At 54.2% G+C, this 11,736-nt stretch carries 14 protein-coding genes; 8 read left to right on the forward strand and 6 right to left on the reverse strand.

Annotated elements, in window-relative coordinates:
- Positions 1 to 148: 148 nt before the first annotated feature.
- Genes ACJJI5_RS07795 through ACJJI5_RS07805 form a run of 3 tightly spaced genes read right to left on the reverse strand, consistent with a single transcriptional unit; the run spans position 149 to position 1,913 of the window.
- Positions 149 to 829 (reverse strand): TIGR04211 family SH3 domain-containing protein, encoded by a 681-nt coding sequence (locus ACJJI5_RS07795; RefSeq protein ID WP_282933705.1) that lies wholly within the window; start codon positions 827 to 829, stop codon positions 149 to 151.
- A 30-nt stretch (positions 830 to 859) separates the two neighbouring features.
- Complete coding sequence (locus ACJJI5_RS07800) at positions 860 to 1,159, reverse strand: YciI family protein (RefSeq protein ID WP_108734042.1); 300 nt, start codon at positions 1,157 to 1,159, stop codon at positions 860 to 862.
- A gap of 34 nt (positions 1,160 to 1,193) precedes the next feature.
- Positions 1,194 to 1,913, reverse strand: a complete 720-nt coding sequence (locus ACJJI5_RS07805; protein WP_282933704.1) for a VC0807 family protein — start codon at positions 1,911 to 1,913, stop codon at positions 1,194 to 1,196.
- A gap of 196 nt (positions 1,914 to 2,109) precedes the next feature.
- Between ACJJI5_RS07805 and ACJJI5_RS07810 the strand changes: the two genes are divergently transcribed.
- From ACJJI5_RS07810 to rluB, 5 genes are all read left to right on the forward strand, one after another.
- On the forward strand, positions 2,110 to 3,066 hold the full coding sequence (locus tag ACJJI5_RS07810; RefSeq protein WP_445355947.1) for a PHP domain-containing protein: 957 nt from the start codon (positions 2,110 to 2,112) through the stop codon (positions 3,064 to 3,066).
- 92 nt (positions 3,067 to 3,158) lie between these two features.
- Positions 3,159 to 3,782: an L-threonylcarbamoyladenylate synthase gene (locus ACJJI5_RS07815; protein ID WP_282933701.1), complete on the forward strand. Its 624-nt coding sequence runs from the start codon at positions 3,159 to 3,161 to the stop codon at positions 3,780 to 3,782.
- 53 nt (positions 3,783 to 3,835) lie between these two features.
- A complete protein-coding gene (locus ACJJI5_RS07820) occupies positions 3,836 to 4,858 on the forward strand; it encodes a segregation and condensation protein A (RefSeq protein ID WP_445355948.1) in 1,023 nt (340 codons plus the stop codon).
- A 10-nt stretch (positions 4,859 to 4,868) separates the two neighbouring features.
- Entirely contained in the window at positions 4,869 to 6,026 is a 1,158-nt protein-coding gene (gene scpB / locus ACJJI5_RS07825) for an SMC-Scp complex subunit ScpB (protein ID WP_445355949.1), read from the forward strand.
- Positions 6,023 to 6,889 carry a 23S rRNA pseudouridine(2605) synthase RluB gene (rluB, locus tag ACJJI5_RS07830; protein ID WP_444907630.1) on the forward strand — a complete coding sequence of 289 codons (867 nt, stop codon included), beginning with the start codon at positions 6,023 to 6,025 and terminating at the stop codon, positions 6,887 to 6,889. Before scpB ends, rluB begins: the two co-directional genes overlap by 4 nt.
- Positions 6,890 to 6,956: 67 nt before the next feature.
- On the opposite strand, the gene ACJJI5_RS07835 is transcribed toward rluB, so the two are convergent.
- The 3 genes from ACJJI5_RS07835 to ACJJI5_RS07845 all read right to left on the reverse strand — a co-directional run bounded on the left by ACJJI5_RS07835 (position 6,957) and on the right by ACJJI5_RS07845 (position 9,814).
- On the reverse strand, positions 6,957 to 7,634 hold the full coding sequence (locus ACJJI5_RS07835; protein ID WP_444933844.1) for an SRPBCC family protein: 678 nt from the start codon (positions 7,632 to 7,634) through the stop codon (positions 6,957 to 6,959).
- Positions 7,635 to 7,722: 88 nt separating this feature from the next.
- Complete coding sequence (locus ACJJI5_RS07840) at positions 7,723 to 9,099, reverse strand: ATP-binding protein (protein ID WP_445355950.1); 1,377 nt, start codon at positions 9,097 to 9,099, stop codon at positions 7,723 to 7,725.
- Positions 9,100 to 9,109: 10 nt separating this feature from the next.
- The gene (locus ACJJI5_RS07845; RefSeq protein WP_413662835.1) at positions 9,110 to 9,814 is read right to left on the reverse strand and encodes a response regulator; all 705 of its coding nucleotides are present in this window, start codon (positions 9,812 to 9,814) and stop codon (positions 9,110 to 9,112) included.
- A gap of 168 nt (positions 9,815 to 9,982) precedes the next feature.
- Here ACJJI5_RS07845 and ACJJI5_RS07850 point away from each other — a divergent pair, with 168 nt between their 5' ends.
- From ACJJI5_RS07850 to ACJJI5_RS07860, 3 genes are all read left to right on the forward strand, one after another.
- A complete protein-coding gene (locus tag ACJJI5_RS07850; protein ID WP_444907633.1) occupies positions 9,983 to 10,447 on the forward strand; it encodes a Spy/CpxP family protein refolding chaperone in 465 nt (154 codons plus the stop codon).
- 221 nt (positions 10,448 to 10,668) lie between these two features.
- Positions 10,669 to 11,211, forward strand: a complete 543-nt coding sequence (locus ACJJI5_RS07855; protein ID WP_445355951.1) for a flavodoxin — start codon at positions 10,669 to 10,671, stop codon at positions 11,209 to 11,211.
- Between the two features lie 6 nt (positions 11,212 to 11,217).
- On the forward strand, positions 11,218 to 11,586 hold the full coding sequence (locus tag ACJJI5_RS07860) for a hypothetical protein (protein WP_444907635.1): 369 nt from the start codon (positions 11,218 to 11,220) through the stop codon (positions 11,584 to 11,586).
- Positions 11,587 to 11,736 lie beyond the last annotated feature (150 nt).

The following is an 11,736-nucleotide window of genomic DNA, read 5'->3' on the forward strand; positions in this document are numbered from 1 at the left end:
CCTTTGAATGTCCGGGGTCAATCGGTTTACTACTGTGTCAGCGTATGGATAAAGAGAAAGGATAAATATTTGGGTATCGCTGCCTGCGGGGTGCTTCTCAGCACTCCCGCAGTCGTATAGTAAGCGATTTTGGTTGTAGCGAGGGAGATCAGTTGGCCCACTCGGAATTGCGTTTGCGTGGGCGCACATGGGGGGCAATCATCGCTAGAATAGCGCCTAATACAACGGATAGGGCACCGTACACTTGCCACTTGCGGGCATCGCTACCGGACAGGCGCTGAATTTCCGCTTCCGCCATGCTTTTTTCCTGTTTCAGCAACTCGTACTGATGCAGGAGCTTTTGATGGCGATCGTTGAGCGAAATTGCGTCGGCAGAAAGGGACTTCAGGCTCTTGAGTTCGGCGGCCAATTCCTGGCTCTGCTGCTGGGCAGAAGTCAGGGCGCTATTCAGTTCGCCGTTTTCTGTCTCCAGCCGGCGAACTTCTCCCCCTAGGTTACCTTCCATTTTTTCAAAGCGGGCCAGGTTGGCTTCTGCAGTTGCCAGCTTTAGTTTTGCCACGGGCTCACTGACCAAGTATTGGCGTCTGATCCAGCCCTCAGTGCCGTTGGGGGTGCGCACTTTTGCCCAGCCGTCCGAGGCGGCATCTTCGAGCAGAGCCAGTTCGGTACCACTGGCCAGGCCGCGGTGCAGAATCCGGAATTCATTGCCTTTGCCAGAGCGCATGGGCACGTGAAGTTGGTCGGTAATATAGCGGGTCTCCGCTGCAAGTGCTGCTGGCGCTGAGTTCAACAGCGCTACGGCGAGCACACCGGACAGTAATTTCTTCATTGTGATGCAGCTTGTTAGTTAGAGTTTTTATCAGGGCAGTACAAGCTTGTAGGGCTTGACTGTAACCGACGCATAGACGCCTGCTTCGATATAGGGGTCACTGTCAGCCCAGGCTTTGGCCTCCTCCAAAGAGGGGAATTCAGCAATTACCAGACTGCCGGTAAAGCCGGCTTCACCGGGCTCTTCGCTGTCGATGCTGGGGTTTGGGCCGGCAGCCAGGAGACGACCTTCATCTTTGAGAAGGTTGAGTCGGGCCAAATGACCGGCGCGGGCTTTTTTGCGTAAAGGGAGACTATCGCTAACATCTTCACTGATGATTGCGTACCACATTGTTTTGAATGCTCTTGTTAGTTTTTTTTAGGTGTTATTGCGCGACCATCACTTCTTCCAGCTTCAACCCGGTCAGCTTGCCGATACGGGAGAACAGGAAAAAGAGTGCACCCATCAGAATCAGGGTTGATGGGATCGCAATAACCAGATATCCATAGGCGGTCATTTCGCCCAGCTCGGTGTTGTAGGCCTCTGTGCCCGGCGGGCTGGTGACGATCATTTTGGCGAGAATGTAATTCAGTGCCGAGGAGAAAAAGAATGACCCGGCAACGATCCATGAAGTCTGGCGCAAGGTGCGGTCGAAGGCTGGCTGGTTACCATTGGCCTGTAATGACTCGGCGATCTTTGTCGTATTCAGGATTTGATCGTTGTAAAGCAGGGTTTTGACCAGCGGCCAGCGGGTATAAACGGATAGTGCCGTTGCAACACCCAGTAGGCCAGGGATTGCAGCTTCCTTAATCGCAATATACTGCGGGTCCAGCTTGAGCAAGCTGATGCCGCCAGTGAGCAGGATGCCAATAAACCCGAGGGCTGAGAAGAAATTGACCTTGCCCAGGCGCAGGAGGTCGCGAAGGCCATAACCCAGAGGGAAGGCCAGGGCCACTATCAATGCCCAGGTTGGGCCCAACCAGTCATCCCCGGAAAGTTTGGTCAGTATCAATGTCGGAATAATGACATTGAAGGCGATATTACTGAGAAACCCTTCCTTTTTAGGCTTCTCGGGAGATGTCGTGGTCGAATTCGTTTCGGTCATACTCAATTCCGGTGATAATGCCCGCTGGAAACTGATGGGGCTGATAGCCCGTTCAATTTCCCCGCTGACAAAACTACTGTCAGACTTCGGCCCTGGCGAGTCACCTGTGAGTGACTGCTAGTTCGGGCCTTATCCCTGAAAACGCCGAGTGCCGCATAGACAGCGCAATAGGGCGATTGTTCCTGAAAAGACGGATATGGCGATCTTTTTCATCGTCGAACTGAGTGAGAGCCTGTTGTTGAAGACCCTTTCAGCCGATTTGAATACAGACCTGGTAGATCTGCACTGCCACAGTACCGCGTCTGACGGTATTTTAAGTCCTGCGCAGCTGGTGTCGAGAGCGAAATCCCAAGGTGTGACGATGCTCGCCCTGACCGACCACGATACGGTGGATGGTGTGCCTGAGGCTCAACAGGAAGGTGACTGTTTGGGCGTAGATGTGGTTGCGGGGATTGAGTTCTCCAGTCTTTGGGGGCGCAGACCCGTACATATTGTAGGCCTGAACATCAATCCCGAATCGGGGCCTCTGCAAGAAGCCATTCAGCTGCGTGAGCAGTTGCGCGAGGAACGGGCAGAGCGTATCGCGGAGAAGCTGGAAAAGCGTGGCTTTAGCGGTGCCTTGGAGGGTGGGCGTGCCCTGGCGGGCGACTCGGTACTGGGTAGGCCCCATTTCGCACGATGGCTGGTGGAAGCTGGGCATATAGACGATACCGGTAAGGCGTTTAAGCGTTACCTGGGGGCTGGCAAAGTAGGAGATGTGAGAGTTGAGTGGCCCCAGTTGAGTGAGACCATCGCCACTATTCACAGTGCTGGTGGTTATGCGGTATTAGCCCACCCGCTTAAGTACGGATTGACGCGCACACAGTTATTGCGACTGCTGGGAGCTTTTCTTGAAGAAAATGGGGATGCGGTAGAGCTGCTGTGCGGTCGGCAAAACCCGACACAGACCCGAGAGTTAAAGAAATTGTTACTCTCGGCTGCGGAAGCAGCGGGCAAATCGATGCCATATTGCTCTCTTGGCAGCGATTTTCACCAGCCGGAGCAGCCCTGGCGTGAATTGGGTTGTGTCAGGTTGCCCGCAGACGTCGAGCCGGTGTGGAATCTGTGGCACACTCTGCACCGGGAACAGCGAGGTCACGTTTCGCTGCCCTGATTCCGGCTTGTGAATTGGGGGCCATCGTCCGGCTTTAAGCCTGGTGGATGGCAGTGAGGTATTTTCAATCGGTAAGGCTTTTGGGGGGCTTTGTGGCGCAGTTTTTTCAGATTCATCCGGATAATCCTCAAGGCCGCCTGATCACTCAGGCAGCAGAGATCGTCGCCCAAGGGGGCGTTATTGTTTTTCCCACCGATTCAGCTTACGCCATAGGCTGTCGACTGGGAGAGAAGCTGGCGGTTGAGCGCATTCGAGGAGTGCGCCAGCTGGACAAGCAGCACAACTTCACATTGATGTGCCGAGACCTATCGGAGCTGGCGACCTATGCCAAGGTCGACAACCAGATGTTTAGGTTGTTAAAGAATCATACGCCGGGTTCCTATACCTTTATTATGCCGGCGACCGCCGAGGTGCCGCGCAGGTTAATTCATCCGAAGCGCAAGACCATCGGTATTCGCGTGCCGGATAATCCCATCGCCCTGGCCCTGATTGAAGAATTGGGCGAGCCGTTGATGAGCTGTAGCCTGATTATGCCCGGCGAAGAACAGCCCCTAACCGAACCTTACGATATCCGCGATACCCTGGAGCACCAGGTGGAATTGGTTATCGATGGCGGTTTCTGCGGGTTGGAGCCCACCACTGTGATCGACCTGACGGGTGATGAGCCCCAACTGATTCGTCAGGGATGTGGGGCAACTGACGAAATACTCGGCTGAAAGCTGCGGCGCCGTGTATAATCGCGCGTTTGCACGATTAAGGGTGGGGCAGGGTGTCCAGTGATGAGTTACTAGCAGAGGTCGAGGAGCAAGTGCTGGCCGAGGTTGCGGCGAGCGATGATGAAGCTCCTGCCCAGGCTGGCGATGCGGAATCGCAGGGCCAGGACTCGGATGAGGATTCCCCCCTGGCTTTGGTGCAGGGCGAAATCTTTAACGACCTCCCGCAGGATCTCTTTATTCCACCAGATGCTTTGGAAGTTGTTCTGGAGGCTTTCGAGGGGCCTCTGGATCTCCTGCTATACCTGATTCGCCGCCAAAACCTGGATATTCTCGAGATCAACGTCTCCGACATTACCCATCAATATATGGCGTATGTGGAGATGATGACGGCAATTCGCTTTGACTTGGCCGCCGAGTATCTGGTAATGGCCGCTATGTTGGCGGAAATAAAGTCGCGGATGCTGTTGCCGCGACCGCCTGAAGCGGAGGAGGAAGAAGGCGAGGACCCCCGGGCGGCTCTGATTCGCCGTTTGCAGGAGTATGAGCGTTTCAAAACTGCAGCTGAGGATCTCGATGAAATCCCCCGTGTTGGCCGGGATGTCCATCAGGCCAATGCAGAGGCTCCCGATCGCAGTATCACACGCCCCGACCCTGAAATTGACTTGAAAGAAGTCCTGGTCGCCTTGGCTGATGTGCTGCGGCGTGCGGATATGTTTGAGAGCCATCAGGTTGAGCGGGAGAAGTTGTCCACCCGCGAGCGTATGACCCAGGTGCTGGATAAGATCCGCCACGGCCAGTTTGTGCCCTTTGTCAGCCTGTTTACCGTTGAGGAGGGTCGCCTCGGTGTCGTAGTGACCTTCCTAGCAGTGATGGAGCTGGTAAAAGAGTCTCTGGTGGAGCTGGTGCAGAATGAAGCTTTTGGCCCGATCCACGTGCGAGCTCGCGCTGCTACCCACAGCAGTGAAAGCGAAGACGGTGCTGATAGCGAGCTTGAGGATCAGACTCTCGAAGAGGTTGAAGATCCAGAGGACGCTATAGAGGCCTCGGATAAAGCGTCGGAAATGTATTCGAGTTAGAAAATAGAAGATGACAATCGCCCCCGAATTACTGCGCAAAATCGTCGAAGGCGCCCTGTTGGCCGCGGGCCAGCCTCTCAGTGAAGAAAAGCTGTTGTCTTTGCTGGACGAGGAAGAGCAACCCTCCAAGACTACCCTGAGAGATGTGCTTGAAGAAATCGCCCAGAGTTGTGCTGACCGAGGGTTTGAACTGAAGAAAGTCGCGAGTGGTTGGCGTTTTCAAGTGCCGGAAGACCTGGCTCCATGGGTGAATCGGCTGTGGGAGGAAAAGGCGCAACGGTATTCCCGTGCAACCTTGGAGACCCTCGCCATTATCGCTTATCGACAGCCGGTAACCCGTGGTGATATCGAGGATATCCGCGGCGTCGCGGTGAGTTCGCATATTGTTAAAACCCTGCTGGAGCGCGGTTGGATTAAAGTTGTGGGGCAGCGGGACGTGCCCGGTAAGCCGTCTCTCTACGCAACAACCCGGGAGTTTCTCGATTATTTTAATTTGAGCACCCTGGATGATTTGCCGACTCTGGCGGAGATCCGCGATATCGAGAGTCTGAACCAGATTCTGGAACAGGAAGGTTTGCCCCCAGAGCCGGTTCCAGAGGAGGGAGAGTCCGAGGTGGACAATGGTGCTTTGGAAGATTCTGAGTCAGAGCAAGACACCGAGGCAGAATCCTCTACTAAAGCCCCTGCGGCTGAACACGAAGATATAGACGATGCCCTGGTAGAAGCTTTGGCTGAGGAAGTTGCTGCTGAAGCATCAGGTGCCGAGACCGAGACCGAGACCGAGACCGAGACCGAGACCGAGTCTGAGTCCGGAGTAGATGCCGATGCAGTGCCCGCCGAGACGGATGCAGAGGAAGATCCAGTGGAAACTGCGGCAGCAGAGATCCAGTGGGAAATGGAGCAGGAAGACTCTGAAGGTAATTCGGAGTTGGATGTAAATGTTGATCTAAGTGAAGAGAGTGAACTTCACAGTGATGAGGGAAGCAGCGTTGAATCGCTGCAAGTAGAAGAAGAGAGCGAGAACTCTCTAACGGCAACGTTACCACCCAGCAGTATGTTTGCCGAAGACGACACAGTTGAAGAGGTCGCCGAGGAGTCGGTGGAGGCAAATGCTGATGTCGATGAAGATTCCAAAGAAGTAGTACAAGTGGAAAGCACCACCCCATGAGTGATGGTACCCCGCCAGCAGGCGAGAAATTACAGAAAGTATTAGCGCGCACCGGCCTCGGTTCGCGCCGTGAAATGGAGCGCGCAATTGATGCGGGCCGCGTAACCGTAAATGGAAAAGTGGCGGAGCTTGGCGAGCGCGTAACTGACGCGGATCATATCGAGTTTGATGGTAGCCGGCTGCCTTCGGCAGAGCAGAATCGCTGCCGGGTAATACTCTACAACAAACCGGTTGGAGAAATATGCTCCCGCCACGACCCGGAAGGCCGCCCGACGGTCTACGATCGCCTGCCGAGACTGAAAACCGGCCGCTGGATTTCTGTTGGGCGCCTGGATTTCAATACCAGTGGTTTGCTGCTGTTTACCAATAGCGGAGAGCTGGCCAATAAATTAATGCATCCCTCCTCGGTAATCGACCGCGAATACTTGGTTCGAATCCAGGGTGATGTGGATGAGGAAATGAGGCGGCGTCTGCTCAAGGGCGTGTTGTTGGATGATGGGTCGGCGCGCTTTACCGATATCGTAGAGAGTGGTGGTGAAGGTAAAAACCGCTGGTTCTACTGTGTAGTGATGGAGGGCCGCAACCGCGAGGTGCGTCGTCTGTGGGAGTCCCAGGGAGTTAGAGTTAGCCGCTTGAAGCGTGTGCGCTACGGCAGCGTCTTTATTCCCTCCCATGTGCGCGTCGGGCAGTGGATTGAGATGGAGCCCCGCGAGATCGATGACCTCTGCGTAACGGCGGGAATGCCGAAACTGGGCCAGCGCCCATTGACCCAGGGTGAGAAACAAAACCTGGAGCGCCAGCGCAGGAAGTTGCGCAAGTCGCCAGCACCGGCTGCTCGGCGCAATCGACCGAAGTCGGTTTAAACAGAAAAAGCCCGCAAATTGCGGGCTTTTTTGTATTTCAGTAATCGCTACTCTTAATTGCTGAGTGTTACTGCTGGTTTTCCTGTGTTTCTCCTGCTTCCTCTTCATTCTGGTCTCGCAGTTCACTGGGGACACCCTGAGGGCCATCACCCATTGCATCATCTACATCGGATGGAATATCTGAAACTGAATCGGTGGAGGTTCCGTCGGAGGTGCTATTTTCCGGTGCTGTTTCAACCAGGTTTTTAAGTTTTTCCAACCCTTGTTCATAAGACTCTCCCACCATTTTTTTCACTGCAAGGCCCATCCAGCGTTCTCTGGGACCACCGCCGGTATCGCTGTGGAAGTTCCAGGTAAGAAGGGTGCCGCCATCCTTTGGTTCCAGCTGGAATTCTGCCGTGGCCTGGCTGCCATCACCAAAATCCAGCTTGGTGGCGACTACAGAATCTCGCTTGCTGGCGAAGATAGTTTGACTACCGCTTCCGGCTTTGGAGTTTTCGCCGCGCCAACTCATTTTGGCGCCGACGCCTTCCTGGGGACCGCTGTACTCATAGAGTACCGAGGGGTCGATGTGGCGCCATGGGGACCACTCGTTGAATTTGTGGAAATTATTAACGTAGGGGAAAACCACTTGTGGTGGTTTGTTGATAAATACGCTGCGATGAACAGTGACTTCGCGTGGGAATAAGTATCCCGCGAGCACGAGAATTACCAGGGCAATAAGAATATAAATAATCCAGCGCATAGCGGGTTCCTTTGCTATTTGCGGGTGCAAGGAAGCAACCGCCAGAAAACTCTGGCGGTAGAGATGCTTATATTAGCTGCTGCGATGCTTAATCGTCGGCAATATGTAGCAGGGGGAGCTTAATCTCAACACACAGGCCCGCATCCCGGCTGTTTTTGGCGCTGATGCTTCCCTGGTGATGCAGGATGGTGCGCTGGGCGATAGCGAGTCCCAGTCCAAAGCCACCACTTTCCCGGGTGCGTGCACTATCTGTGCGATAGAAGGGGCGGAAAATAGCCTCCAATTCCTCATCTGCCACGCCGGAACCTGAGTCAATGACTGAGATGGTGCAGGAATCTGAGGATTCTTTAATCGACACCTTGACCCGGCCGTGCTCGGGGCTGTACTTGATTGCGTTGCGCAGGATGTTCTCCAGGGCAGCGGTCAGGGAGCTGCCCCGGGTTGCGACAAGGAGCTCTTCCCCTTCGGAGCGAATTTCAAAGGATAGCTCTTTGTCAGCAGCTTCGCTGTGGAGGTCTTCCGTCAGGGCGCTTATCAGGGCATTCACTTCCACTACGTCATCCAGGGGGCGCTGTTCCTGGCTGCTAATAGGAAGTGATAGCACGTCGGCAATAATATCTTCCAGGTAGTCCGCTGCCTTGCCGATTTTATCCAGTTCTGTGTCGAGCCCGTTTATTTGCTTTTGGCGGGCGATGGCCAGTGCCACTTGCAGGCGCGCTAGTGGCGAGCGCAGTTCGTGGGAGACATCCTTGATCAGGCGGCGCTGCTCGGACATCGATTCTTGAAGCTGGGCGGTCATGGAGTCGAAGTCCAGGGCCAGGTCAGTCAGTTCATCATTTCGAGACTTTAGGGACGGGGTCACGCGGTAGTCCAGTTCGCCGGCAGCGACGCGCTTGGTGGCGGCGCTCAGCTGTTCCAGTGGGCGGCTCAGGTAGCGGGCCAGCCAGTAGCAGGCTAGACCCGAGGCAATCATGGAGAGCAGCAACATCGGCCAGAAATTGCGCCACAGGAAGCGCAGCAATAGGCCTTCTTTGCTATCTCCAGCAACGACGACGATCCGCAGGGGGTCTCCGGTGCGCAGCGGTAGGAAGAAGCCTACAGTGGGCTTGTTATTTACCAGTTTGTGAGCTTCGCGATTGCGGTAATCAAGACTGTCGATCAACGAGCCCATATTTGATGGCACTTCGCGACCGAGGATGTCGTTGCCCTGTTGATCAACCGCATAAACCCGCCGTTTGACTTTTTTGGGGGCTTTCTCGAGCCAGTGCTGGAATTGTTCGGGACCGTGACGGCGGGCGATTCGCATATTTCGCATGACCTCGCGAAATAGGGCGGGGCCCTCCCAGCGTTCCTCTTGTCGGGGATCGCTGAATTCACCGAAGTGGGTAATGTAAATGGCGGCTACAACCATCACCATGGCGGTGATCCAGGCCCCAAAGAACATTTTCCAGAAGAGACTGCGCATCGTGGAAAACCTATTGCTTGCTCTGGGTGAGCATATATCCGGCACCTCGGATATTGATAATTAGGTCGCGGCTGGCACCTTTATCCGCGAGCTTCTTGCGAATGTTACTGACATGGACATCGATGGAGCGGTCGTAGGGCATCAGCTTACGGCCAAGGGCACTTTCAGTGAGAACCTCTTTGCCAACCACTTCGCCGGCATGCTGAACCAGTACCTTGAGCACGGCGAACTCTGCGCCGGTCAGAGCCAATGCCTGATCGTTCCAATAACCCTGATGCTCTGCAGGCAGTAGTCGAATCTGGCCGCTGCTAAGAGTGTCGTCGCTCTCTTCAGCTTCGACTCGGCCGCGGCGGAGTACTGCGCGCAGTCGGGCCGCCAATTCCCTGGGATTGCAGGGTTTGGGCAGGTAGTCGTCGGCACCCATTTCCAGGCCGACGATACGATCCACAGTGTCCCCTTTTGCAGTAAGCATCAAAACCGGTAGGGAGCGGCTTGCTGCTGACGCCTCCTCCCTAAGTTTGCGCAGTACTTCAAAGCCATTGTGAACGGGCAGCATGACGTCCAGAACCAGAGCGTCAAAGCTCTCGCTCTGAGCGAGCTCTAGTCCCCGGCCACCATCATTGGCTGCGGTTACCTGAAAACCCTCTCCGGTAAGGTACTCCCTTAGCAAGTCGGTGAGTTCGGTGTCATCGTCGATTAAAAGGATGCGGCTCATGGCGTTCTCTCAGTTTCTGTGTGGCCATTATATGCAAAGCGCTGGCGCTGGTTACCGCTGGCGATAGGGCTTTTTACCGTTCTTAACAAATGTTTACCGGTGTTTTCCCCCGTTTACACAAGCTGGGCTTACTATGTAGTCACTGAACGCGAACATGAGGACGTAGGAATGAAACACTGGAAACAAGCAATGGGAAGCTTGGCCTTGGTAGGTGTTCTGGTTGCCCCTGCGGCACTTGCTTTCGGCGGTGGTGAAGGTGGTCAGGGGCGTGGATTTGAATATATGGTCCGCCAGCTTGAGTTGACCGAAGGCCAGCAGGCACAGTTAAAGGCCAACCGGGAGAGCAACCGCGAGGCGAGAATGGCACAGCGCGAGCAAATGATCGAGCTGCGCAAGGAATTAAATGCGGCGATTGAGTCGGGCGCTGACCAGGCGACACTGGATCAATTGGGCGAAGAGCTAGGCAAGCTAAAGCTTCAGGAGATGCAGAACCGCAACGAAATGAAAGAACAGTTTAAGGCCATTCTGACTGATGAGCAGAAGGCCAAGCTAGAGCAGCTAAAGAGTGAGCGCAAAGCGCGCCAAATGAAACGGCGCGATGAAAGCTCTGCAAGCCAGGATTCAGAGTCCTAGGCCCCCCAACCAAAGACTCCTTGTGCGATCCGCTGGGTGCACCCTTCCCCAAGGCCCAGCAGGTTCATAACCCTTAGCCCCCGCTGCCCCGGGGGCATTTTTCTTTATTCCTGCCGAAACCTGATCAGATAGGTAACTTGCTGAGCCCGGTTATTGCTGGGAGAATACGCCGCCTTGTAATTTAGTATGTAGCGGCCCGGATTGGGCGGAGAGGGTTGACTGTGAGTAAAATCGGCTTGTTCTATGGCAGTGATGAGGGTAATACCGAGTCTGTAGCTTTGCGCATCCGCGCCCGCCTTGGCGAAGACAATGTAGACCTGTTTGATATTGCCGATGTCACCCAGTTGGATATTGCTAATTATCAGTATCTTATCTTTGGAATCCCTACCTGGGACTTTGGTCAGATTCAATCTGACTGGGAAGAGTTCTGGGAGGATGTGCAGGAAATCGATTTTAGCGGAAAGACCGTCGCTTTATTTGGCCTGGGAGACCAATTTGGGTACGGCGACTATTTCTTGGATGCGATGGGCATGCTCCACGATGTTATTGTGGAAAAAGGAGCCACTATAGTCGGTCACTGGTCCACTGAAGGCTACGAGTATGAAGCCTCAAAAGCTGAAGTCGAAGGTGAAGCAAAGTTTGTCGGCCTGGCTATTGATGAAGACCAGCAGGAAGAGCTGACCACAGAGCGGCTGAATCGCTGGTGTCAGCAAATAGCTGAAGAGCTTGCGCTTGACAGTGATGTTCTTGAGCTGGATGACTAATTCGTTATGAAAAGCTCCCTGTTGTTCAGCGAGTTTTGGCCCTGGCTGGCAGAGCATACAAATTGCATCGTCAGGGCCGGAAGTAGTGATTCGGTAGTATACGATGATGATGACTACCACTGGCGCTTCACCGCTGAAGATGCCCGTACCAAGTTGGTTCAGGTAATGCGCGGTAAACGACCCGTCGCCGAGCTGTTTATTGAGCCTGAACATATAGCCGCTGTGCGTATTTCTCCCGGGGAGCGGGGAGAGTACAACTTTGACCTGGTAGCAGAAGTCCAGGGGCGCGAGCAGGTTGTTTATTACTTTGTTCTGACTCACTCACTGGAAGATGTGGATACGAAACAAAATCCCTCCTCAGCCGCTCTCCATTAAAAACTTTTCGATGTTGTGGAAGTTATACTGGTCAGCCCTGTATAACTTCCGGATTAAATTTCTAATTTAAATTCTACCCCTCTCTTTTATTTCCCTTCACAACCATTAATTTGAAAGTTTTTTTACAGTCGGTGCATTTTGTAAGCTGTA

Source organism: Microbulbifer maximicatervae (SeqCode) (assembly GCF_052467955.1).

Bases quoted from the DNA above. Each gene is read 5' to 3' on its own strand.
- ACJJI5_RS07835 (WP_444933844.1), bottom strand. From the start codon at position 7,634: ATGCGCTGGATTATTTATATTCTTATTGCCCTGGTAATTCTCGTGCTC.
- ACJJI5_RS07810 (WP_445355947.1), top strand. From the start codon at position 2,110: ATGGCGATCTTTTTCATCGTCGAACTGAGTGAGAGCCTGTTGTTGAAG.
- ACJJI5_RS07850 (WP_444907633.1), top strand. From the start codon at position 9,983: ATGAAACACTGGAAACAAGCAATGGGAAGCTTGGCCTTGGTAGGTGTT.
- rluB (WP_444907630.1), top strand. From the start codon at position 6,023: ATGAGTGATGGTACCCCGCCAGCAGGCGAGAAATTACAGAAAGTATTA.
- ACJJI5_RS07800 (WP_108734042.1), bottom strand. From the start codon at position 1,159: ATGTGGTACGCAATCATCAGTGAAGATGTTAGCGATAGTCTCCCTTTA.
- ACJJI5_RS07860 (WP_444907635.1), top strand. From the start codon at position 11,218: ATGAAAAGCTCCCTGTTGTTCAGCGAGTTTTGGCCCTGGCTGGCAGAG.
- ACJJI5_RS07805 (WP_282933704.1), bottom strand. From the start codon at position 1,913: ATGACCGAAACGAATTCGACCACGACATCTCCCGAGAAGCCTAAAAAG.
- ACJJI5_RS07795 (WP_282933705.1), bottom strand. From the start codon at position 829: ATGAAGAAATTACTGTCCGGTGTGCTCGCCGTAGCGCTGTTGAACTCA.
- ACJJI5_RS07840 (WP_445355950.1), bottom strand. From the start codon at position 9,099: ATGCGCAGTCTCTTCTGGAAAATGTTCTTTGGGGCCTGGATCACCGCC.
- scpB (WP_445355949.1), top strand. From the start codon at position 4,869: ATGACAATCGCCCCCGAATTACTGCGCAAAATCGTCGAAGGCGCCCTG.
- ACJJI5_RS07845 (WP_413662835.1), bottom strand. From the start codon at position 9,814: ATGAGCCGCATCCTTTTAATCGACGATGACACCGAACTCACCGACTTG.